Origin of the sequence: Alysiella sp. (genome assembly GCF_030525755.1) — a bacterium.
GTDB lineage: Bacteria > Pseudomonadota > Gammaproteobacteria > Burkholderiales > Neisseriaceae > Simonsiella.
The window spans coordinates 1-24,481 of the sequence record NZ_JAUNEC010000025.1 but is presented as its reverse complement, the minus strand read 5'-3'; the positions used below and the strand labels follow the sequence as shown (position 1 = coordinate 24,481).

The 24,481-nt window shown below is 44.8% G+C and carries 18 protein-coding genes; 6 read left to right on the top strand and 12 right to left on the bottom strand.

The window, feature by feature from the left end:
- The 5 genes from fba to Q4B82_RS05910 all read right to left on the bottom strand — a co-directional run.
- A partial coding sequence (fba, locus tag Q4B82_RS05930; protein WP_303065510.1) for a class II fructose-bisphosphate aldolase occupies positions 1-1,001 on the bottom strand: 1,001 nt, incomplete at its 3' end.
- A 148-nt stretch (positions 1,002-1,149) separates the two neighbouring features.
- Positions 1,150-2,031, bottom strand: coding sequence for a DUF817 domain-containing protein (locus Q4B82_RS05925; RefSeq protein WP_303065509.1), 882 nt, complete (start codon positions 2,029-2,031; stop codon positions 1,150-1,152).
- Positions 2,032-2,041: 10 nt separating this feature from the next.
- Positions 2,042-3,589: an apolipoprotein N-acyltransferase gene (gene lnt / locus Q4B82_RS05920; RefSeq protein ID WP_303065508.1), complete on the bottom strand. Its 1,548-nt coding sequence runs from the start codon at positions 3,587-3,589 to the stop codon at positions 2,042-2,044.
- Positions 3,590-4,167: 578 nt separating this feature from the next.
- Positions 4,168-6,975, bottom strand: a complete 2,808-nt coding sequence (locus Q4B82_RS05915; protein WP_303065507.1) for a lactoferrin/transferrin family TonB-dependent receptor — start codon at positions 6,973-6,975, stop codon at positions 4,168-4,170.
- Between the two features lie 2 nt (positions 6,976-6,977).
- Entirely contained in the window at positions 6,978-9,179 is a 2,202-nt protein-coding gene (locus tag Q4B82_RS05910) for a transferrin-binding protein-like solute binding protein (RefSeq protein WP_303065506.1), read from the bottom strand.
- A gap of 771 nt (positions 9,180-9,950) precedes the next feature.
- Between Q4B82_RS05910 and Q4B82_RS05905 the strand changes: the two genes are divergently transcribed.
- The 4 genes from Q4B82_RS05905 (at position 9,951) to ubiG (ending at position 14,256) form a co-directional block, all read left to right on the top strand.
- Positions 9,951-12,443: an NAD-dependent DNA ligase LigA gene (locus Q4B82_RS05905; protein ID WP_303065505.1), complete on the top strand. Its 2,493-nt coding sequence runs from the start codon at positions 9,951-9,953 to the stop codon at positions 12,441-12,443.
- A 127-nt stretch (positions 12,444-12,570) separates the two neighbouring features.
- Positions 12,571-12,789 carry a hypothetical protein gene (locus Q4B82_RS05900; RefSeq protein WP_303065504.1) on the top strand — a complete coding sequence of 73 codons (219 nt, stop codon included), beginning with the start codon at positions 12,571-12,573 and terminating at the stop codon, positions 12,787-12,789.
- Between the two features lie 187 nt (positions 12,790-12,976).
- Positions 12,977-13,531 (top strand): disulfide bond formation protein B, encoded by a 555-nt coding sequence (locus Q4B82_RS05895; RefSeq protein WP_303065503.1) that lies wholly within the window; start codon positions 12,977-12,979, stop codon positions 13,529-13,531.
- Positions 13,528-14,256, top strand: a complete 729-nt coding sequence (gene ubiG, locus Q4B82_RS05890) for a bifunctional 2-polyprenyl-6-hydroxyphenol methylase/3-demethylubiquinol 3-O-methyltransferase UbiG (RefSeq protein ID WP_303065502.1) — start codon at positions 13,528-13,530, stop codon at positions 14,254-14,256. The genes Q4B82_RS05895 and ubiG overlap by 4 nt, the downstream gene beginning before the upstream one ends.
- A gap of 8 nt (positions 14,257-14,264) precedes the next feature.
- On the opposite strand, the gene recO is transcribed toward ubiG, so the two are convergent.
- From recO to Q4B82_RS05865, 5 genes are all read right to left on the bottom strand, one after another.
- The gene (gene recO / locus Q4B82_RS05885; RefSeq protein ID WP_303065501.1) at positions 14,265-14,996 is read right to left on the bottom strand and encodes a DNA repair protein RecO; all 732 of its coding nucleotides are present in this window, start codon (positions 14,994-14,996) and stop codon (positions 14,265-14,267) included.
- Positions 14,997-15,059: 63 nt separating this feature from the next.
- Entirely contained in the window at positions 15,060-16,319 is a 1,260-nt protein-coding gene (locus Q4B82_RS05880; protein WP_303065500.1) for a LysM peptidoglycan-binding domain-containing protein, read from the bottom strand.
- A 122-nt stretch (positions 16,320-16,441) separates the two neighbouring features.
- Entirely contained in the window at positions 16,442-17,203 is a 762-nt protein-coding gene (gene surE, locus Q4B82_RS05875; RefSeq protein ID WP_303065499.1) for a 5'/3'-nucleotidase SurE, read from the bottom strand.
- Between the two features lie 90 nt (positions 17,204-17,293).
- Positions 17,294-18,160, bottom strand: coding sequence for an acetyl-CoA carboxylase, carboxyltransferase subunit beta (gene accD / locus Q4B82_RS05870; protein WP_303065498.1), 867 nt, complete (start codon positions 18,158-18,160; stop codon positions 17,294-17,296).
- A 143-nt stretch (positions 18,161-18,303) separates the two neighbouring features.
- Entirely contained in the window at positions 18,304-19,458 is a 1,155-nt protein-coding gene (locus Q4B82_RS05865; protein ID WP_303065497.1) for a PLP-dependent aspartate aminotransferase family protein, read from the bottom strand.
- 161 nt (positions 19,459-19,619) lie between these two features.
- Here Q4B82_RS05865 and folE2 point away from each other — a divergent pair, with 161 nt between their 5' ends.
- Entirely contained in the window at positions 19,620-20,399 is a 780-nt protein-coding gene (folE2, locus tag Q4B82_RS05860; RefSeq protein ID WP_303065496.1) for a GTP cyclohydrolase FolE2, read from the top strand.
- Between the two features lie 836 nt (positions 20,400-21,235).
- Here folE2 and galK read toward each other — a convergent pair.
- Both galK and Q4B82_RS05850 read right to left on the bottom strand, forming a co-directional pair.
- Positions 21,236-22,369, bottom strand: a complete 1,134-nt coding sequence (gene galK, locus Q4B82_RS05855; protein ID WP_303065495.1) for a galactokinase — start codon at positions 22,367-22,369, stop codon at positions 21,236-21,238.
- 71 nt (positions 22,370-22,440) lie between these two features.
- Positions 22,441-23,478 carry a UDP-glucose--hexose-1-phosphate uridylyltransferase gene (locus Q4B82_RS05850; RefSeq protein WP_303065494.1) on the bottom strand — a complete coding sequence of 346 codons (1,038 nt, stop codon included), beginning with the start codon at positions 23,476-23,478 and terminating at the stop codon, positions 22,441-22,443.
- Between the two features lie 132 nt (positions 23,479-23,610).
- Between Q4B82_RS05850 and rdgB the strand changes: the two genes are divergently transcribed.
- On the top strand, positions 23,611-24,219 hold the full coding sequence (gene rdgB / locus Q4B82_RS05845; RefSeq protein ID WP_303065493.1) for an RdgB/HAM1 family non-canonical purine NTP pyrophosphatase: 609 nt from the start codon (positions 23,611-23,613) through the stop codon (positions 24,217-24,219).
- Positions 24,220-24,481: the final 262 nt, after the last annotated feature.

Here is a 24,481-nt window from a genome sequence, read left to right as displayed (position 1 = left end):
GGCTTGATTTTGTCCGCCATGCCCTCGCAACCAAACGCCAAATAACGGTCAATGCAAATCTGTTTCATCGCCTCCACCGTTTTGCCCAAATATTTGCGTGGGTCAAATTCGGCAGGGTTTTCCGCCATGAATTTGCGGATTGCGCCTGTGCTGGCAAGGCGTAAGTCTGTGTCAATGTTCACTTTACGCACGCCATGCTTGATGCCTTCCACGATTTCTTCTACTGGCACGCCATAGGTTTCGCCAATGTTGCCGCCAAATTCGTTGATGATTTTCAACCATTCTTGCGGCACAGAGCTGGAACCGTGCATCACAATGTGCGTGTTGGGCAAAGCAGCGTGAATTTCCTTAATGCGGTCAATGCGCAACACTTCGCCTGTGGGCGGACGTGTGAATTTGTACGCGCCATGACTGGTGCCAATCGCAATCGCCAAAGCGTCCACGCCTGTGTCTTGCACAAAACGTCTTGCGTCTTCCACGCTGGTCAGCATTTGGTCGTGCGACAATTTGCCAACCGCGCCCACGCCATCTTCTTCGCCAGCCTCGCCCGTTTCCAAATTGCCCAAAACGCCAATTTCGCCCTCCACCGACACGCCACAAGCATGGGCAAATGCCACCGTTTTGCGTGTAACGTCCACATTGTATTCATAAGTAGAAGGCGTTTTGCCATCTTCCAACAAAGAGCCGTCCATCATCACAGAGCTGAAACCGAGCTGAATGGCGCGTTGGCACACATCGGGCGATGCGCCATGGTCTTGGTGCATGACAACAGGAATGTGGGGGAACTCTTCCACCGCCGCCAAAATCAAATGGCGCAAAAAGGGCGCACCTGCATATTTGCGTGCGCCTGCGCTGGCTTGCACAATCACGGGGGCATTCACTTGATTTGCCGCTTCCATGATGGCGCGCATTTGTTCCAAGTTATTGACGTTAAAGGCGGGTAAGCCGTAGCTGTGTTCGGCTGCGTGGTCTAACAGTTGGCGCATGGATACGAGTGCCATGATAACTCCTGAAATGTAGTGGTATGTAATTTAAAGATGAGCGCACATTATAACAGCAGAACAAGCAGGATAAACAGATTTTTGTATGCCTTTTCAGGCTGCCTGTTTAGAACCTGTATTCATCAGATTGACAGATGGATACAGGTTCTTAATCCTTTACGGTGTGTACCGATGATTTAATGTGTTTCAAATGGGTAATCAGGGTAAATGTCATGATGACCAATAAAGACCATGAACTGAATTTACTTAAATGGACCACCGACCATGCGCCAATTTGATTGGGATATTGCCAAATACCGATAAATGTGGCGATGTTTTCTGCCAACCAAATGAAAAAACCAATTAACACGAAAGCAAGCAATAAAGGCATACGGCGTATGGTGTCATAAGGGGTAAATGCAACGAAACTTTGTGCATACAAGCCCAAAACAAAAGCCGCAAGATACCAACGCATATCGGCAAACGCATGATGGGTAAAAAAATTCACATATATGGCACAAGCTGCCAATGTGGTCAGCCAATATGGTGGCATTTTATGAACACGCAAATCAAATAATCGCCACGCTTGAATGATGTAGCTGGCAACGGCGGCATACATGAAACCTGTGAACAAAGGTACGCCTCCAATTTTGCTGTATGCAAAATCAGGATACGCCCAAGATGCGCGAATGCGTGCGCCTTCGGGTAGTAGGGCTGCCTGAACTTCGGGCGAGGTTTTAAACCATTCCAAGATGAAACCGATGATGTGGAATACCGTAATGGATTTCACTTCGTCCCACGTTTCCAGTCTGCCATACAACATGGCTGCCTGAAACAACACAGCCAGTAACAACAGAACATCGTAACGGGGCAAACCCAATACGCCACTTTTCGGTACAAGAAACATTGCACCAAAAATCATGCCCGCAAACAAGCAGGCGCGTGCTTCTTTTAAACCGAAAAACCAAAACTCCGTAAAGAAGCGGCGTAAACCACGCAAATCATGGCGATATGGGTGCTTGCAAAGCCAATTATCCAATCGTGAAAACATCATGCTTCTTTCAGGCAGCCTTACGGCGATACATTAACAACATCAGTGCGATTGTCGATAACACACACATTAAATACATTGAGCCACCCATTTGCATGTATGGTGTGTTCCCCGTCATGCCCTGTACCTGTGTTTCCAATACCCCCATTTGATTTGGGGGGAGCTGTGCCACGATATGACCTTGTGGTGATACTACGGCAGTTACCCCCGTGTTGGTTGCACGCACCATATAACGTCCCAATTCCAAAGCGCGTGCTTGCGATTGCTGTAACTGTTGCCACATCGCGTTGGAATCGCCATACCAAGCCATATTGCTGCTGTTTGCCAATAAAGTTGCTTGTTTGGCAGATGGGATTAATTCATCGCCAAAACCGTCTTCATAACAAATATTGAATGCCACTTTTTGTTTTGACATATCAAAGGGTTGTTGTCCTAAACCACCGCGTTTAAAGTCTGCCAATGGCATATTCATCATACGATAAAGTGGTTCTGTGATTTCAGGCAGCGGTTTGTATTCACCAAATGGCACAAGGTGGTTTTTGCTGTAAATTTGCACTTTTTCAGGTTTTTCAGGGTCAAAATCCGCCAAATTGACCATGGCATTCAAATAAGCTGCACCATCGGCGGTATAGGTTGGTACGCCTATCGCTAACGCGCTGCCATTGCGTTTTGCCACATCGGCAAATTGCGCCACTAAACCCAATTCAATATCCTGCCAAAATTGTGGAAACGCGGTTTCAGGCAGTATCACAATCTGCGCCTTACTGTGCGACACCAATTCATAATAACGCTGATAGGTTTCAATCAAATGAGCCTCATTAAATTTCAGCGATTGCGCGATGTTACCCTGTACCAAAGCCACGCTTACAGGTTTGCCCGTTTTTTCTGTGAACACCATGCCGCGCAAATGTGCACTTGTTGTCCATAAAGCTACCAACAAAATCGCAGCCACTAAGCGTTCACGCCATTGTGTGTTATTGACCAACAGCACCAGCCAAGCTGCTGACAAGGCCGTTGCGAGTGTCAGCAAATGAATGCCTCCCACAGGCGCAAGACCCGCTAAAAAACTGTTATCAGCGATTTGTGAATAACCCAACGCCCCCCAGCCAAAGCCAGTAAAAACCCGTTCACGCGCAAACTCTGCCAAAGTCCACAATACAGGCAAGACCACACCCAGTGCAATTAAACGTGGCAAACGGTATTTTTCATAAGCCCAAAATACCGTTGCAGGGAAAAGTGCCAAAAACGCAGGCAACAAAAAAGTCAATGGTACGGCATACAGATTGGGTAGACCTGACACATCATGCAAGGCGGTGTGTATCCACCAAAATTGTGCTGTATAGCCAACCAAACCAAACCAATATGCTGACAAAATTTTGCGTTGCGGTTTCAGCTCCGTCAAACGAATGAAACCACCAAACAACAAGGGCATCAGCCAAAAATGGTAATGAGGTGCAAAAGTCAGCGGCGTGGCGAGTGCCAATATGGTCAAAATGGCAAAATAAACAAGAGGTATGCGCCAAAATCGGTCTAGCGCGGCATTTAATTTGGCAAACATAATTCAGGCTGCCTGAAAAAGAAAAGAGGACAAAATTATAGCGTAAACACCCAATGCGGTTGTTATGGTCGCTTAAAATATAGTCGTGGAAGTGAAAATGCAATACAAGGCGACAACGAGAGCAGTACGCCCCCAGAGCTGCCAAGTGTTTTTCATGGGTTGGATGCAAGTATCCGATGAGCGGTGGTTCGCAAAACGCTGTATATGGCTGATGTGGTGGCAGTGCGTTTGAGCCACGCATTAAGGTGTTTTATCAATATTTATTGGGTAAGGGTAAAGCATTACAAAGTGGCAATCAATGCGTGTATGCACAAACTGCTGACAATTTTGAACGTGATGATGTAGATAATATGGTTTGGGCTTAACGTTTTTGGTATTTTTCCCGATGGGGTTAAAAATACAGTTGCTACGCGATATGAAATGTAAATAAGGGTATTGGCAATAGCTCCTAATTTGAAATGACTTTATCAATAAATTGAAAAGAGGACGGACATGAAATCCGCCCTCTATGCCCATTTTGAAATATTGAAATGGGTTTTTGCCAAGGTTTCAGGTTGCCTGAAAACGTTCTGGCATCATCAAAACCGTGCTTCCAAACTCAACACAAAATTGCGTCCAGGTGCGGCATATTGTGCAGGTAATCCTTGTGTGTGCTGGTTGCCAGAAGTAATGGAAGTTTGGCGGAGGGCTTCCCATTGGATATAGCCCCTGTTAGCCACATTGTAAACCGCACCACGCACGGTTAAGTATTTAAATGGACGGTAGAACGCAGAAATATCCAAGGTTCGCCATGCTTTGGCTGGCAGGGCATCGGTGGCTTCTTTGACGTATCCACCACTAGGAGATTGTACCACCGCTGATAATTCGCTGGCTTTTTTGGCTTTAGAAGCTGTCCACACCATACCTACGCCCCATTTATCACTTGGGTGTGTGTAGTCCAAGCTTATGACGTAGCGTGCGGGTGAGATGCTGTCCATAAAGTAGCCACGACCCCATTCAAAACCTGGTTTGATGTTGTTGGCTTTGACTTTGCTGTGTCCATAATTGAAAGTCAAATTCAAACCATCTGGCAATTTCTGCCATAGAGCATGTAAATCCAAATTGCCGCGCAAAGTGATGCCTGCAACGCGTGCATCTTGGAAATTGCGATAGCCCAATTTGCCGTCTTTTAGGGTCTCATCAATTAAATCACGGTATTGGTTGTCAAAATAGCTGGCTTCTAAACGTCCCCAAGTGGGTTTGAATACCAAGCCCCATTCGCGATTGAGTGCACGTTCGGATTGAACATCGGTAACATAATGAAATCGGTCATGTGTGCCTTTTATGTAACCTGCAACACGGTAGCCAAACAGCTCTTTAAAACTGGGTACACGGTAACCTGATGAAACGCGATACAAAATAGACACATCATCAATGGGTTTTAATTCAAAGCCCAAATTCCACGACCAATTTTGATAGCGTCCGCTGCCCGTCCATGTGTCATCGGTGCGGAAGACATGGCGGTCAAAACGCAAGCCTGTGCTGATGTCCAAGATGTTTTTAATGGATAAGGTATTCCTGCCTGAAAAATAAAGGTTATTTCCTTTAATCAATCTGTTGCCACAGGCTTGAACCAAAGTACGCCCCTCGCAGTTATTGCGAATGTGTTCCATCTCCAATGTGGGCTCATACACATCAACCCGTTTTCGGCTGCCTGAAGGTTTACCGATGTCATCGGGATGAATAAACTCGCCAATATACTTAAAATTCAATTTAGCATAAGCATCATGCAAATCGCCTATCCATAAATTAGATGAAAATTTATCCAAACCCGCACCCAAATTCACGCGATTGCGAATACCGTTTTGGGTTTCAAAGGTTTTATTGAAATCGGCACGCAAAATACGGTGTTTTTCATCATAAATTTTGCGATGTGATTGTTCCGCTGACCCTGGTTTATTTAAACCCACTTGGCAATTTCGGTCTGCATAAGGATAAGGGGAACACCATTTATTGATTTCACGATGGTCTATGCTGATGTTTTGGCTGTCAAAAGATAAAGTTGCGCTGTCCAATATCGGATTATCACGACTTTGATAACGGTAACTGATGCCATAACGTTTTTTGTCGTGGTGTTCATCAAAATAGCGGGCTTGTGTCCAACGGATATTGACGGGTGTATTGTCGTCAAACATATTGTTTAAGCCTTCGCTGTATGCATTGCCACGATAAAATCCCCTTGAACCTGCCAATGCGCCTTTGCTGGTTGGGTTAGTCAAGTCTGCCAAATGGTAAGCGGTTAGGGTCATATCACGGGTATCGTATTTTTGTGTTGTGCGCTCCAATATGGTGTCTATGCTGTGTTCGGGCGAAAAACGGTATCCCAAACGCGCCAGCCATGATTCGGAACGGTAATCCATTGGGTCGGACATCACGCGTTTGTTGCCTGTGTAACTTTTCGCGTCCATGTATTCTACTTTGCGTTGTGGTGCATCTAGGGCTGCTGCTTTTTGTTTGAGGCTGGGTTTGCAGCTACTCAATCCTGTTTCATATGAAGCCGAATTGAAAGTGGGGCATTCGCTGCCTATCATGAAGTTGGCCCCCGAAATTTGGCTTAACTTGGCACTGCCATCGGCAAAATCCTCTGGATAGCCTGCATAGCGTTCCACTTCATAACGCACCTTATTTACATCATCATGCGCTTCGGTTTCGTGTTTGGTGCGGTGGGTGTATTGCACCAAACCTTCAAAACCGCCCAAACGGAATGCTCCACCCAGAGAATGCAAGCGTTGTCCGTCTTTGCTGCTGTATGACGTTTTGTAGCTGATCCCCGTGTTTTTGCCTGCCTGAATGTAGTCATCAACAGTTTTGGTGCGAAAGCTAACTGCACCACCAAGTGAGCCGCTGCCTGATTCAGATGATGAGGCACCTTGACTGAATTGTACGCTGCTGACGTTTTCCAATTCCATTTCATTAATGGCACCGCTGCCTTCTTCTTTACCTTCACGCTTTTGTGCCACATAGGATTGCAGTTGCGGTATGCCATCTACCATAACCGCAACGCGGTTTTTGTCCACGCCACGCATGGCATAACCCGAACTGGCACCACGCCCTTGCTCCACCACACCAATACCAGGAGTATCGCGCACCAAATCTCGAATCGACAAAATTTGGGCTTTGTTCAAATCATCGCTGTTTTTTACGCTTTTACCCAGACCTGTGGTTTCTTCCGTTTTGCGTGTGATACCGCGTGCTTTCACATTAATGGTTTGTAAAGTAGTTGCCGCTTCGTTTTCCTGTTCTTTCAGGCTGCCTGAAACCACATTGGTATCATTTGCTATGGCAAAATGCGGCATCGCCAACAACAAAGAAGCATAAAGCATATGATGTTTAAAACCTGATTTCATCTTCACTCCTTCACACCATCAAACACTACGCCGCCCATCACTTTGCCGCGATTGTCTCGTAAATTGGCATTAAATGAGAAACCACCACCCAATTCTTGCGCTTTGGGTCCATAAAATGCACCTTTTACATTATCAACCGTCATGGCTGGCAAAATGTTTTTGTTTTGCTGTTTGGCAGGGTCAAGGTCAATTTCACGACTGGTCGCTGTACCTTCAAAGCCATTGCCATTGATTTTGGCATTGATGGTAAACAAAGGTGCCATGCCTTTTTCTTCGGTTAGGCTGCCTGAAAGGGTTTTATTGGCAAAGTCCGCAGTAAATTCCGATTTGCTACTGTATGGGTTATTGCCTGCATTGCTGGACCATTGTGCTGCACCATTGATTCTACCCTGCCATGTGCCACGGTATTTGACCACACCAGAGGGTAAATCGCTAATCGCGGTGCGCTCGCCCAATAGGAACACGCCCAAAATGGAATGGTCTGGGGTAATGTTTGCAGGATATTGGGTATATTGAGCCAAATCCAAATTGGCTTCATTGCGTAAATCGTATTTTTCGCCTTTGTCAAATACTTCTGCCAAAAATACATCGCTGTCTTCATCATTAATCATTCTGCGTAAACGGCGATTGAAAGCCTTGTTTTCACTCAACTGGGCATACTGTCTGCCTGCTTTATCAAAACCCGAAAACACCAATTCCATGATTTTTTTGCGTTGTTCATCGGTGGCTTTATTGGCGACAATCACTTTATCCAACAAAGTTTCCAATTCTTGGCGTTTAACCGCGATTTCGGCTTTCAATTTTTCGCGTGCTTCTTCTTTTTGCTCATTGGTCGCCACTAAAGCAGGTGGTGTGGTTTTTTGTATCAAACCGATTTTTACATGATTACGCTCGCTGCAACATGAAGTAACGCGCACAGATTGTCCATTATCCAAACGTTGATTGTTTTCTAATGTAAAAGAACTGCTGGCATCTGCCAATTCAAAACGTTTACCGTTTAACAATATGGTGTTTAAATTGCCGTGATAAGGTAAAGTCAATTCACGCGCTTGTGATTGCGGATTGATGCCATCGTGCAAAGACAAGTCTATGTAACGCGCATCAAATTTGTGTTCCACAGATGCAGGTACAGCCGTTTGCTTGCCTGCAAACACACCAAACAGTGAATTGTCATCGCTGATGAATTTGCCTACCAACTCTTCTGCATTCGTGCCAAAAAAACCACCTTCTAAACGGTTGCTGGCGTGTTTGGAAAACAAATTGAAATCGCCATTGCCTGCTTTGGTATTAACCGCAATCGCGGAACCGTGAAAGCGATTACCATTGATGCGTGCATCAACCGTATAGCGCGGAATGGTTTCAGGTGGCGTAAAACGACCTATTTGTTTGTGGTAATTTAATTTTCCTGTCAAAGTTTTATTGGCAAAATCGGCTTCAAATTCAGCCGTATGATGGTCTTTTCTCGGTCTGGCTTGTCCCCAAGTGGTTTCAGCAAAAGATGTAGCAGCAATATCATTGCCAAACCCTGTATCCATACTAAAACTGCTGCCTCCACCTACTTTGATACTGCCTCCGCCACCTACTTTGCCTGTGTCACGTACTTTTTGCACATCGGTAACAAAGTCCCAATGTCCTTGATAAGTCAATTTTGCCGTAGGCAACGAAGTGGCTGGTGTGCTGCCCAAATAATACAAATAGCCCAAACCTTTGGCGGTACTGCTTACCACAACGCCTTTATCTTTCACTTCTTCTCGCTCATAAGGACTGAAACCCGCAAAAATCCAACCTGCCTGAACATATTGATAAGCAGATTGGTCTTTAATTTGTGGCGGTATGCGTACATCCAATTTCTTATTACGATGATAAGCCTGAACACGTTTGGTTAAAACGGATTTGCCATCGGCTTGCAATTCCTCAATATTGTCCACATTCAAAGGCACATGGTCTTGTTTACCATCATAAATATCGCGCACAGGAATTGCCAAAGCATAACCCAAAGCAGGTTGCATAAACTTTTCGCCCGAAGTTTTAGGCGGTACAGGCGGTGTAGCAGGTGGTACGGGTGGTTTGGGCGAACTGGGCGTATTACCAACCGTAATCACAGACGGCAAATCCAAGCCACCACCTCCTCCACCGCAGGCAGACAAGGCAACAGACAATATAATAAATAAAGCATGACGTGTGAAAGGAGGGCGATTTTTCATAGAAACTATCCTTAATGGTTTTTTAAGAAATCATGAAATGGTAAAGCAGCATTTTGAACAGCACACAGTTGATTAAGCCCAGCCGAACATCTATGTGGCTGCCTGAAAGCGTGGTTTATCATGCTAATTGACAGTTAGAAAGCCAAAGTTTCAATGAAAACATGGGATTGCTAATGAAGCAATAATGATGCTGGTATGCACATACTTTCAAGATGTTGTCAATTAGAATTTTTAATTCTAACTCAAATTAATTTTTATTAAAAGATAATAACTTTTATTTATTTAAATAAATGCCAAATTACCCGACTAAACTGTGGTTTTCATACATCATTGAACATTTTTTGATGTTGCCATTTGCAGCTCTACGACCATATTCCTTCTTCTGTTTAACGGAAGATAATGAAGGGAGAGGGTAGGGTGTTGGTTTTTTCTCTGTAAGCAGGGTTAGATGAAGAGTTACCAAGTTTTCAAATTTGGATACCGTGTAGCAACTGTATTTTTACCTGCTGGGGTTAAAAATACAGTTGCTACGGAGGACTTGGTGGGTTTGAGGTTTGGTGGGGCATTGAACGTAATACAAATCGGTGTTGGTTCTTACCGATTTTCCCCTATTTCAGTTACAGAATTTAGCAGGTCTGCGCCAGCGGGAGAGTGGATAAATGGCAGGTCGCTTAAAGATTTTTATTGTGTGACATAAAGCTGCCTGAAAATGCGGCTTTCATGGGATAATGCGTTTTCCAACCCATTTCAAATAGCCCAATATCAATCATCATGCAAAACAAAATCAAGCAATTAACCGAGCAACTTAACCGCTACGCCCACGAATATTACACTTTGGACGCGCCCACCGTCCCCGACAGCGAATACGACCAACTTTACCGTGAATTGGAACGCCTAGAAGCCGAGTTTCCGCAATTCAGGCTGCCTGAAAGCCCCACCCAGCGCGTGGGCGGCGCGATTTTGAGCGAATTTGCCAGCGTAGCCCATGCCGTGCCGATGTTGTCGCTGAACAATGCTTTTTCGCCGCAAAATGCAAATGGCGTGTTTGACCATGCGGAAACTTTGGCGTTCAACGAGCGTGTTTGCAAAGATTTGGGCGTATCATCAACGGTTTACACCATTGAGCCAAAATTTGACGGTTTGGCGATTAGCTTACTTTACCAAAATGGCGTGTTGGTTCAGGCAGCCACGCGCGGAGACGGTGCGGTGGGCGAAGACGTTACCGAAAATGTGAAAACCATACGCAATATCCCATTGAAATTACACGGTAATCGCATTCCAACCATGATTGAAGTGCGTGGCGAAGTGTTGATGTTGAAAGCCGATTTCATCGCCCTAAACGAACGCCAAATCGCGCAACAGCAAAAGCCTTTCGCCAATCCGCGCAATGCGGCAGCAGGCAGCCTGCGCCAGCTCAATTCCAAAATTGCGGCAGAACGAAAATTGCATTTTTTCGGCTACGGTATTGCGCGATTTGACGGTATTGTGGCAGAAAATCGCCCCAAAACCCATGCGGAAGAATTGTTGTGGTTGGCGGAATTGGGTTTCAGCTTGCCGCAATCTCAATCGTGCCACGAACTTGTCCCCTCTCCCTCTGGGAGAGGGTTAGGGAGAGGGCAAAACGGCGAAATCCCTCTCCCCAACCCTCTCCCAAAAGGAGAGGGAGCAGATTGCAGGCAGCCTGAAAGTTACGACTGGAAAGTCTGTGCCAATATCGCCGAAGTTTTGCAATTTTACGAGCAAATGTCCACCAAACGCCCCCATTTGCCCTACGAAATTGATGGCATGGTCATCAAAGTGAATGATTTGGCGCAACAAGAAAAGCTGGGCTTTGTTTCACGCGCTCCACGCTGGGCAATCGCGCACAAATTCCCAGCAGAAGAAGCACTTACGGTGGTGGAGGACATAGACGTGCAAGTGGGGCGCACGGGCGCAATCACGCCTGTGGCGCGGCTCAAACCCGTGTCGGTGGGCGGTGTGGTCGTAACCAACGCCACTTTGCACAATCAGGACGAAGTGGCGCGTAAAGACGTGCGCGTGGGCGACACGGTGGTGGTGCGCCGTGCTGGGGACGTGATTCCCGAAGTTTTGCGCGTTGTGCTGGAACATCGCCCCATGCAAACCATTGAAATTTCAGGACAAGGCGATTTGTTCAGCCAGCCTGAAACGCGCACCGAGCCACAATTTCCCGCATTCAGGCTGCCTGAAAACTGCCCCGTTTGCGCCAGCCCCATTGTGCGCGAAGAAAACGAAGCGGTGGCGCGTTGCACAGGCGGCATGGTCTGCCAAGCACAGCGCAGTCAAGGGCTGATTCACTTCGCCAGCCGCAAAGCGATGGACATCGTTGGCTTGGGCGACAAGCAAATTGAGGCTTTGGTGGAACAAAATATTTTGCAAACATTTGCCGATATTTATCAACTGGATATCCCCAAATTGCAAAAAATCAAAGACCCCAAATCCAGCGCAAGCAAATGGGCAGAAAACATTTTGCAAGGCGTGGAAAACAGCCGTAAACCCTTGTTATCCCGATTTTTATTCGCTTTGGGGATACGGCACGTTGGCGAAAGCACCGCCAAACAGCTTGCCGCCGCCTTTGGTGATGTGGCGACCGTTTGCCGTGCGCCCCAGCCCGTGTTGGCGTGTTTGCCCGATATTGGGGGCGTGGTGGCGCAGTCCATTGCCGCCTATTTCAGGCAGCCTGAAAACATGAAAAACCTGCACGCATTATTGCAATTTGTTGAACCCCAATCGCAAAACATCAGCGTGAACGTGCGCGAATTGGCAAGCCCAGCGCGGTGGATTGCGCGGCTGCCTGAAATCAAAATCAGCGAAAAACGCGCCCAAGAATTGTGGGATTTGGCAGGCGGCACGGTGGACGGTTTGCTCAACGACAAAGTGTTGCCAGCCGAATGGCAAACTTGGCGACAAATCCCGAAAAATCATGCACTATTGCGCGAAGTTGCCGACTTTTTGGCGAATTTACCCGAATGGCATTCGCCACATACTGAAAATGCGGTTTCAGGCAGCCTGAACACGCAAATTTCAGGCAAAACCTTTGTTTTGACAGGCACTTTGCCCACGCTGAAACGCGATGCAGCCGCCGCAATGATTGAAGCGGCTGGCGGCAAAGTGTCAGGCAGCGTGTCCAAGAAAACCGATTTTGTCGTGGCAGGTGCAGAAGCAGGCAGCAAATTGGAAAAAGCACAGAGCTTGGGCGTGGCGATTTTGTCGGAAGAAGATTTGTTGAATTTGTTGAAAAATTAAAAGAAACACAAAATGAGCGAATCATGGAAAAACAAAAAAGACCGTGCCTATGCACATCAATTATTGGAAAAGGCATTACCCATTGAATTTAATTGAAAAAATGGGGCTTATTTAACAAGCCGTTGCGATGAATGATGTGGGTGCAATTTGGAATTGGGTAGAAGAAATGTGTGAATTTTGTCGTTTGATTGACGATTGGTATACCTATTCTTTTTCCAGAATGGATTGGAAAATCATGCGTTTGTACAATTATGGTTTGATTGGCGATGATGATTTGGCTGGTTTTATCGATGATGTGCGTGCGTGTTTGTTGCAGCACATCAGCTGGTGTAAGAATCATGAATAAATCAATGGGATTTTAGGCAGCGTATTTTATGGTAAATTCAATTTAAACCAGTATATCGTTGGGTGTACATGGTTCTCGTTGTTGCCTTGTATTGCTTTTTTATTTCTGCGACTGCGATTGTCGCCAGTATGCCCGATTTGATAAAGCGGCGTATAATGGTGTTTGCTGTATTTTTGAGTAAAGAAACATGAATTTAAAACGAAAAATTATGGTGATGCCACGTTTTCGCTTGGCATTGTTGTTGATTTTACTGATTTCGTCAGCAGGTTCTGTGGCATCTTTGGTGGCTCAGTATTGGGGCGGCATGAATCCGTGTGTGATGTGCATTCAGCAGCGTGTGGCACTGATGTTGCTTGTGCCAACAGCTTTATTGGGGTTGTTGCTGACGGGTAATAAGGGGAAGCGTTTGCTGGCTAGTGTGGCGGTGTCTGTGCCTGCGGTTTGGGGTTTGTACATTGCATTAAAGCAGATTTATATTCAATCATTGCCTTTGATGGAACAGCCTTCTTGTGGTGCACCTTGGACATTTCGCTTGCGCCATATGCCTTTGTTTGAATGGTATGAGCCGATTATTCGTGGTTCGGGGGCATGTGGTGAAGTACATTTGGTGTTTGGTATTGCTTTGCCTGTATGGAGTGCGGTTTTTTTTATTTTGGTATTACTGATTTTGTGGGGCGCATGGGCGTGGACATTCAGGCTGCCTGAAAACCATTTAGGACAATCAAAAAAGGATAAATCATGACACAATCACAACATATTAATGTGGATACAGCGGAAATTGAGAAATTCAGTCAACTGGCGGATAAATGGTGGGATAAAGGTGGCGAATTTAAGCCTTTACATGACATCAATCCTTTGCGTTTGGATTATATTGACCGTTATGCTGCTTTGATGGGGAAGACGGTTTTGGACGTGGGTTGTGGTGGTGGCATTTTGTCAGAAAGCATGGCTTTGCGTGGTGCAACTTCGGTTTTGGGTGTAGATATGGCGGAGAAATCTTTGGCGGTTGCCCATTTGCATGCAGAACAAAATCAAGTGGCAAATGTGGCTTACCGTTGTGTGAGTGTGGAAGATTTGGCGGCGGAAACACCGCATATTTATGATGTGGTAACGTGCATGGAAATGTTGGAACACGTTCCTGACCCTGCTTCCATTATTCGTGCGTGTGCCAAATTGGTTAAACCTGATGGTTGGGTGTTTTTTTCCACCATTAATCGCAATCCCAAATCTTATGCTCATGCTATTTTGGGGGCAGAATATGTGTTAAACCTTGTTCCCAAAGGCACGCATGATTGGCAAAAATTCATTACGCCTGCTGAATTGGCACGCATGGCACGTTTGGCAGGTTTGGAAGTGGTACATACCACAGGCATGACTTACCGTCTTTTAACACAACAATATGTGTTGCATGATGATGTGTCGGTCAATTATTTGGTGGCGTGTCGTGTGGGACATGTGGTGGTGTAAGGTGTGATTTAACGCGCTTTAAATTGATTGAGTTGCTGCAAAATTTGGCGACTTTTGATGCCTTCAGGAATGTGGTGGTCAATTAACAGGCGTGTGAGTGATAAAATGGCAGTTAAATTGTGTGGTTTCAGGCAGCCTGAATGCAATTCTTGTAACAGGCTGCCTGAAACCACAATGCCATTGGAGGGGGGAGATTGTGTTTCAGAGAAAGGTAACAGTGCGTACTCAGGACGAACCAGATAATGTTGTTCAGCGCAAACAGCTTGACCGTGTTCGTCCCATTCTAAATCGGGGGCATGACCCAATAAGTGCAACAGTTTCCATTCAAATAGGCGTAATGCCATAATGGGTTGTTCAGATAAGGCAAGGGCACGTTGGGTTTGGTAAAAATAGTCGTATAATTCAGGGTTGGGGTCTTCACGCGCGGTTGATTTCAGCAATAATTCATTGAGATACAATGCGCTGAATAAGGTACGGTTTTTGGGTTGTGCCCAACCGCCTATCCATTCAGCACGGTGTAAGGTTTTCAATTCTTCTTTGCCATACCATGATGCACTGATGGGTACGAATGGCACAAGTATGCCACGCAATTCTGAACCACGTGTGCGTGCGCTGCGAGCGAGTAGGGCAATGCGTCCATATTGGTGACTGAATGCTTCTAAACGCAAACTGTTTTCACGCCACGCGCTGCTGGAGAGCACAAAAATGGCTTGATGATTAACGCGATTTGAATGGCTCATTTAGGCTGCCTGAAAAAGGGTTTTAGGCAGCCTAATGTGTGTGGATAATACAGACATAAGCTTTTAATTCAGATTGACAAATTGGCTAGGGTTGAGTGATTTTCCATCTTGGCGAATGGTAAAGGACAAGAGCCCATTTTGACCTGTTTGAGCCAATGTTTGACCGCGTTTAACGGCTTGAGATTCCTTTACGGCAATGTGATGTACATTGCCGTACACGCTGATGATGTTGTCGTGTCGCACAATAATCATTTTTTCGCCATATTGTCGTTGTAATTTTTGTTCAGGTGTGCCTGAAAAAAGAATGATACCGTCCGCAGCAGCCTGAATGTTTTGATTGGGACTACCTTTTAGCACAATATTGTTTTTGTTTACCGAAAAATCTTGGCTGATTTGGCTGCCCTGTAAAGGGGAAGACCATGAACTTGGTGCTGATGATGAATCGGGTTTCTTGGGTGTAGGTCTGTTGGTTTGCACGGGGGCGGCAGGTGTGGAAACGTGATTGCCATTGTGAATTTGCAAAACTTGTCCAACAATAATGTGATTGTTTTGAATACCATTTTGTGCGACAAGTACATTCGTTGTGATGCCGTAGCGTTTGGCAATATTGAACACAGTATCGCCTTTTTCTACACGATGCGTTGTGGCATGGTTTGTTGTGTTGCTGCTTGGGCTGGCAACAACGGGTTTGGGCGCAACAATCGGTTTTGAGATGGGCTGGCTGCCGTTGATGCGTAAAGTTTGTCCAATGATAATGTGATTGTTTTGAATACCATTTTGTGCGACAAGTGCATTCGTTGTGATGCCGTAGCGTTTGGCAATATTGAATACAGTATCACCTTTTTCTACACGATGAATACCCGTTGATGATACAGAAGATGTGGCTTGGTTTTGTGACACGTAGCCAATATTGCTGTTGACTGCTGGTGATGCGGTATGGGTTGCTGATGTGTTGTTACTGGGTAGGGCAATGCTGTTTTCGGTGTAAACAGGGTAGGGAGTATGAGTGTGGCTGGACGGAGGGGGAGTGGTGTCGGTTGCAGGTACGGTTACAGGTGTTGTGGGAGCGGTACTGACGGGTGTAAAAGGTACATTGGAGTCAGATGTATTGGTGGGTGTGAAGCCAGTATTGGTTATGGTTGTGTTGTTTACGCTCGTGTTGTTAAAGGGATTTTCGGGTATGTAGCTGGGGGCATTGTATCCCACATTGCCACCGACCAAGTTTGTGCCATTAACCACAGGTGCAGGTGTTTGGGTGGCACAGGCTGAAACCAATAGTGCAGTAGCAGGTACAGCCAAGCGAGTAAACAATTTTTTATTCATGGTACAAACCTTTGCGTCAATGTAGGTTGGAAGAGAAACGGCAAAATGATACCGTTTCCAAAAGGTTTAGACAAGGTTTCAGGCAGCCTGCTGAACCAGCAAATGGGCTGCCTGAAAGTGATTTAGGTGTTGATTTGTGCATTTTGCCAAAAGGTTCGTACAGCATCTATTTGAGAATGGGCGGTTAAGTCCACTTGCAAGGGCGTGATACTTACAAAACCTGATTCTACGGCAGCAAAATCGGTGCCATCATCATTATCGGCAACCTCACCTGCTGGACCTATCCAATAAATCGCTTCGCCGCGTGGATTATGTGAAGGAATAATGCTTTGGGTGTGGTGGCGGCGACCCAGTCGCGTAATTTTGTGTCCACGCAAATTGCTAAGCGAAACAGCTGGAATGTTCACATTCCACAAAATCGGTATCACAGGTGGTTTGGCAAGAATGTGTGATAACACCGACCACGCGACTTGTTCAGCAGTATCGGCATATTGGGCAAAACGGTGTTCGCACAATGAAAAAGCGATGGCGGGTATGCCCATTAAAAAGGCTTCGGTGGCAGCGGCGACTGTCCCAGAATAGAGGGTATCATCGCCCATATTGGCACCGTGATTGATACCTGAAATGACCAAATCGGGTTTGAAATCGGGCAGGGTGTGCAAGCCCAAATGAATGCAGTCGGTAGGTGTGCCACTCACACAGTAAAACCCATTTTCAGAGCAACGAATGCGTAAAGGACGGTCTAATGTGAGTGAATTGCTCACACCACTTCGGTCGCGTTCGGGTGCAACCACACGTACATTGGCCATTTCGCCAGCAACGCGTGCTAATGTGGCAATGCCTTGTGATAAATAACCGTCATCGTTGGAAATCAAAATATTCATAATCAAGCTGCCTGAAAATTAGGGAATAGTTATTATTTTGATAATTGATAAAGGCTGCCTGAAAGTTTTTCAGGCAGCCTGAATGTATGGTTAAACCATTTGTGTTAAAGGCTGACGGCGTAATAAGGCAATCAATTCAGCGATGCGTTGTTTCATTTCGCGTCTGTCTACAATTTGGTCAATTGCGCCTTTTTGAAGTAAAAATTCAGCACGTTGAAAGCCTTCTGGCAGCGTTTCGCGTACGGTTTGTTCAATTACACGGGGGCCTGCAAAACCGATTAAGGCATTCGGTTCGGCCAAAACCACATCACCTAAAAAAGCGAAACTGGCGGATACACCACCCATAGTTGGGTCGGTTAAAACCGAGATAAAGGGTAAGCCTTTTTCACTTAATAAATGTAAAGACGCGCTGGTTTTGGTCATTTGCATCAAAGAACTTAAGCCTTCTTGCATACGCGCACCACCCGATGCGGCAACACAGATGAAAGCACAGTTATCAGACGCAGCACGGCGTACACCTTGTACAAAACGTTCGCCCACCACAGAACCCATTGAACCACCAATAAAACGAAATTCAAAGGCAGCAACTACAACAGCTAAACCGTTTAATGTGCCTTTCATGACCACAATTGCATCATCTTCACCTGTGCTTTTACGTGCGGCACTTAAACGGTCGGGGTATTTTTTACTGTCTTTGAATTTGAGAATGTCGGTAGGCTTGATGTTTGCCCCGATTTCTTCACGACCATTGGTGTCCAATAATAAATTCAGGCGTTCACGCGCGGTTAAAGCTTCGTGGTGGTTGCATTTGGGACAGACTTGATGATTTTGTTCAATATCTGTTGCGTATTGGGTTACACCACAGCTGCCACATTTGCGCCATAATCCTTCGGGTATGCCCGATTTGCTTTCGGATTTTTTGATTTTGGGTGGCAGGATTTTGTCTAACCAGCTCATGTTTTTTCCTCACAAGTATGCTGCCTGAATGGGGCAGAATTTTTAAGTTGTTACACTAAAATTCAATAAATGGCAGCAATATAGCCCGATTTATGCGTTTTGGCAATGTCATTGCTTTCAGGCAGCCTAAAAGCAATGGTTATTTATAAAGTGGTATTGAGTGCCTGATTGATGTCGGCATAAATGTCGTCCACATCTTCAATGCCAATGGAAAAACGCAGCAGACCTTCGCGAATGCCACTTTGGATTTTAAGTTTGTGTGGCACACCACCGTGTGATTGTGAATAGCTGTGATTAACCAAACTCTCTACACCGCCCAAACTGGGTGCCATTTGCAGCAATTTCAGGTTTTGAATCACACTATTGGCAGCAGCTTGGCTGTCATTTTTTAAGTAAATGGACACCACACCACCGAAACCGCGCATTTGTTGTTTTGCCAATTCATGATGCTCATGTGTTGGCAAACCTGGATAAAACACTTTTTCTACTGCAGGATGTTGGTTTAAACGGTGTGCAATTTCATTGGCATTTTCAAGATGTTGCTTCATGCGTACATTCAATGTTTTGATGCCACGCAACACCAGCCAGCAGTCCATTGGACCTGCAACCGCGCCACAAATAATCAGTGTGTTTTGCAGTTGTTTTGCCAGATTGTCGTCTTTAACCACCGCTGCACCCATTAACACATCGGAATGTCCGCACAAATATTTGGTTGCTGAATGAAACACAATGTCGCAGCCTATATCTAAAGGGTTTTGCAAATATGGTGTGGCAAAAGTGTTGTCTATGCCCACCAATGCACCGTGTGCTTTGGCTTTTTGTGCCAATAGTGTGATGTCTACCAAACGCAAAAGTGGGTTAGATGGCGTTTCCAACCAAACCATTTTCACTTGATATTCGGCAAAGATTTTGTCCAAGTTTTCAGGCTGCGTTAAGTCAGCAAAAATCACGTTTACACCCCACTTGGCATAAACTTCGGTTAAAAGGTCGTAACTGCCACCATAAATATCTGCAACCGCCACAATTGTGTCATTCGGTTTTAAAAACGTGCGCCAAATGCAATCTATGCCTGCCACACCGCTGGCAAACGCAAAACCATGTGTTCCATTTTCTAAAGTGGCAAGTGTGTCTTCCAAAATTTTGCGTGTGGGATTCCCAATGCGTGAATAACGAAATGGCACATTTTCATTAATACCGTGCATGGCAAACATACTGTTTTGGTATAAAGGGGGCATTAAAGCACGGTTGTGTTCATCGGGATTGTAAGCGGCATGAATGACTTCGCTGGCGAATTTCATGGTATTTCCTATCGTGTTTTCATAGTGAGAATTTATCCTGATTGTATGCCAAAATGGGCTTGGAATGCTATACTTTTGCGCTTTATATGTATCCTGCTTTTTCAGGCAGCCTGAAAACCATTTTATAAACACATACAATACATCACACAAAGGAAAACCGCATGAGCATCATCGCAGATGTGCAAAGCAGTAAAGATTTACGCAATATTCCGATTAACCGCGTGGGCATCAAAGACTTACGCTTTCCTATTTTTATCAAAAGCAAAGACAATATACAACAAACTGTTGCGCGTTTAACCATGACGGTTTTTTTACCTGCCGACCAAAAAGGCACGCATATGTCGCGTTTTGTCGCCTTAATGGAAGAACAGCAAAGCCCGATTGACCACCATGAATTGCGCGTTTTGAACGAAAAAATGTTGCAATTGTTGGATTCTCATTCAGGTGAAATCAGTATTTCATTCCCCTTTTTCCGTCAAAAAACTGCACCCATATCAGGCATTAAATCGCTTTTGGATTATGATGTTACCCTTTCAGGCAGCCTGAAAAATGGGATTTATCAATATATTTTGCGTGTGCTTGTACCTGTAACCAGTTTGTGTCCATGTTCCAAAGAAATTTCCGAATATGGTGCACACAATCAACGTTCACACGTTACGCTTACCTTGCATTGCAATGCCGAAATTGGCATTGAAGAAGTGATAGATTGGGTTGAAGAACAAGCCTCTTGCCAACTTTACGGTTTGCTCAAACGTCCTGATGAAAAATTTGTTACCGAACATGCTTACGAAAATCCCAAATTTGTGGAAGACATGGTGCGGGATATTGCAGCCATTTTGCGTGCCGATAAACGTATTGAACGTTTTATTTTGGAAAGCGAAAACTTTGAATCAATTCACAATCATTCTGCTTATGCAGTCATTGAACAAGGTTGGGATTGAGAGCAGTATGAGAAGCTGAAAATGGGTTTTGAGACCTCATAAAAGACTTCTGAAAATACATGGGAACGGGTTTTTATACCGTTCCCGTTTTCTTTCCCGATTGTCCATGTGGACACAGTTTATACATGGGGCGTTTGGTTTTGGCATAGGCGAGTGTTACCACACAATACGGCAAGTTTGCGTTTGCATGCGAAATTAGGTTTTCAGGCAGTCTGAAAATAGTAAAATCATCGATTTTTATTTTAAATATGAATATATCCATTCAAAACAGCAATCCATTTCATCAAGTAATTACTGAATTTTATTAAGTATTTGCCTATCCTAAACCCAATCAGCACTTAAATGTTTGTGATTTTCCTTGCTACATGCACCCTGATTTGGAACGGGCAATGCGAACGTTCCCCTTGCTTGAATTCAGAAAAATTATTATTTTATTAATACTTTATAGGTTTTGTTTGCGAAATGGAATGCCCTGATGAAATCAACTATTTTTTGCCGCGCATGGTTGAATTGTTTACACAAGGTCAGGAACTGCATCATGATGTGGAAATTTATTTTCGGTGTATAGACGAATGTGCTGCTCATTTTTCACATTGGCGGCGCAAATATTCAGCCATTTTGTGCATTGTTTGCTGAGTTATTAAGTGTAGATGACATGCAAAAATACCATGAGTAATACGATAATATATGGGTTTAGAACAGCATAGATGATTTATTTGATATTTTGACTGAGTGATTTATTGATGATTCGTAGGGTGGATGTCAGTACCCACCCTAAACAAGTTTTTTATTTTAATGGTATTTTCAATATTTTTATCTCGAACTTGTGTCCATTTTTACAACACAGAAACCCCAGAATGTGCTGTACAAACAAATACTTCTTCTTTCAGTCCTGTTTGTTTTTCGTAGTTGGCGGCAAGGTGGGCTTTCACTTCGTCTACCAAATCATGTGGTAATAAAGCCACCACGCAACCGCCAAAACCACCACCTGTCATACGGACACCGCCACGTTCGCCGATTTTTTCGCCAATCAAATCAACCAGCAAATCTACGGCTGGGTGTGTGATTTCAAACTCGTTTTTCATTCCAACATGACTTTCTGCCATCAAGCGCGACAAAGTGGCAATGTCATTGTTTTGCAATGCTTTTGCTGCGTCCAAAGTGCGCTGATTTTCCTGAATGATGTATCGGGCGCGTTTGGCGACGATGTCGTCTAAACATGCTTTGTCTGCGTTAAATTCTGCCAATGAAACATCGCGTAATGCCTTGACACCAAAGTATTTTGAGGCTGTTTCACATTGTTGGCGACGTGTGTTGTATTCGCTGCCCACCAAGCCGCGTTTTACATGGGAATGCACAATCATTACGCTCAAATTTTTTGGTAATTCAATCGCTTGGGTTTGCAAGCTGCGACAGTCAATCAACACAGCACAATCGGTTTCGCCACACGCGCTGGTCAATTGGTCCATGATGCCGCATTTGCAGCCGACAAATTCGTTTTCGGCAAATTGCCCGATTTGCGCAATTTGGGCGTGATTGACTGGTAAATCAAAGGCTTGTGCAATCGCTTTACCAATTGCCACTTCCAATGCCGCAGATGAACTCAAACCTGCACCTTGTGGCACATTACCGTGTATGGCTAATTCAAAACCCTGTTTTAAATTAAAGCCTTTTTCTTGGAAAGCCCAAACCACACCACGCACATAGTTTGCCCATTGTTTGTTGGATTGGGTAATGGGTTCGCGCAAATCAAATTCATCGCGCTCATCATAATCCATAGCATAAACAGATATTTGTGTATCGTTTGTTTTGTGCAAAGCCACATCGGTGTGAAAATCAATCGCGCAAGGCAACACAAAACCGTCATTGTAGTCGGTGTGTTCGCCAATCAAATTCACGCGACCGTGTGCGCGAACGGTAAATTCAGGCTGTCTGAAAAAATGTTTTTCAAAAATTCCATTTAGATTCATGGTGTTTTCCTTATTTTTTTAATTTGGTCAATAAAGAGACTTGAAAAGAGACTTAAAAGGCTGCCTGAAAATTACTGTACTGATTTGTAATGAATTTCCGATAATTCTGCTAAACGAGCTGCAGCTTGTTCGGGCGTTAAATCACGCTGTGCTTCCGCCAACATTTCGTAGCCAACCATGAATTTCCGCACGGTTGCTGAACGCAAAAGTGGTGGATAAAAATGTGCGTGAAGCTGCCATTCAGGGTGATTTTCGCCGTCAAATGGCGCACCGTGAAAACCCATAGAATATGGAAAACTGGTGTGGAACAAATTATCGTATTTGGTCGCCAATATTTTCAGGCAGCCTGCTAAATCAAGGACTTGTGCGGGCGACAAATCGGTCATGCGCTGCGCCGCAATTTTGGGTAGTAATAAAGTTTCAAAAGGCCAAGCCGCCCAATATGGCACGACCACAACAAAAAATTCTGTTTCGCAAACAATGCGTTCACGCTGTTGTAACTCGGTTTGCGCGTAATCCAGCAACATGGCACGACTGTGTTGCGCGAAATATTTTTGCTGCGCGTGGTGGGCTTTTTGTGGCAAATCTGGCAGAAAATCGCTCGCCCAAATTTGCCCGTGTGGGTGGGGATTGGAACAGCCCATTACCGTACCTTTGTTTTCAAATATCTGAATCCACTGGTACTTTTTGCTTAATTCGCGGCATTCGTTTTGCCATAATTCAATCACTGCTGCAATTTCTTCACGCAACAATTCAGGCAGCGTTTTGGCGTGGTCGGGAGAAAAACAAATCACGCGGCTCACTCCACGAACACTTTCTAATTGAAATAATGGGTTATCGTGATTTTTGTATTCGGGCGTATCGGGGAGTAGCGCGGAAAAATCGTTTGTAAAAACATAGGGTCCGCTGTAATCGGGATTTTTCTCGCCGTTGATGCGCGTGTTGCGTGGACACAAATAGCAACTTGGGTCGTAAGACGGTTTTTGTTCGGTGTCGGCGGTTTCCTGTTGCCCTTGCCATGGGCGTTTGGCGCGGTGGGGAGATACTAAAATCCATTGTTCAGTCAATGGGTTGTATCGGCGATGGGGGTGTTCGGTGGGCTGAAACATGGGCTTCTCAATTTATTAGGAGATGAATGGTTTAAATGGCTTAATTTAAACAAATTAAACAGGCAAAGCAAGTTCTAAACGCAAGTGCAAATTCTGTTAAAATGCCACGTTATTTTAAATATTTGAAAATTTATGTCTGATAATATCGTACTCGCCAGCAATAACACAGGTAAACTCAAAGAATTTACCGCTTTGTTTGCGGCACACAACATCATAATTTTGCCACAGTCTCAATTTAATGTTCCAGAGTGTCCCGAACCACATTGTACTTTTGTGGAAAATGCACTCGCTAAAGCACGTCATGCCAGCCGTTATAGTGGCTTGCCTGCCTTGGCAGATGACAGTGGCATTTGTGTTAATGCATTGGCTGGTGCACCAGGTGTATTATCCGCTCGTTTTGCTGGTGAACCCAAATCAGATTTTGCCAATAATGCTAAAATTACAGAACTTTTGCAGAAACAAGTGGATAAAAGTTGTTATTATGTTTGTGTTTTGGTGTTTGTGCGCCACCCAGACGATCCACAGCCGATTATTGCAGAAGGGATTTGGCATGGTGAATGGGTTAATCAAGCTGCTGGTGAAGGAGGGTTTGGTTATGACCCACATTTTTATTTGTCTGAATATGCCCAAACAGCCGCACAAATACTGCCCGAACACAAAAATCTCATTAGCCATCGTGCTAAAGCCATGCATGAATTGCTGACAAAATTTCAGGCAGCATCGCTTTTTCAGGCTGCCTGAAACAGTCTTAATAAAGAGAATTTTAGACAAAATGTCTAAAATTATGGCTAATTGTCTAATTTTTAGCAGGTCTAAAAGGTTTATATTGCGATTTTTGTCCAAAAAGTCTAAAATTACCACTTTTACATTTCATTTATTTATTTAATGAGAAAAATCATGGCACAAGCACAAACCCTTTACGATAAACTCTGGAACAGCCACGTTGTTCGCGAAGAAGAAGACGGCACCGTTTTGCTCTATATTGACCGCCATTTGGTACACG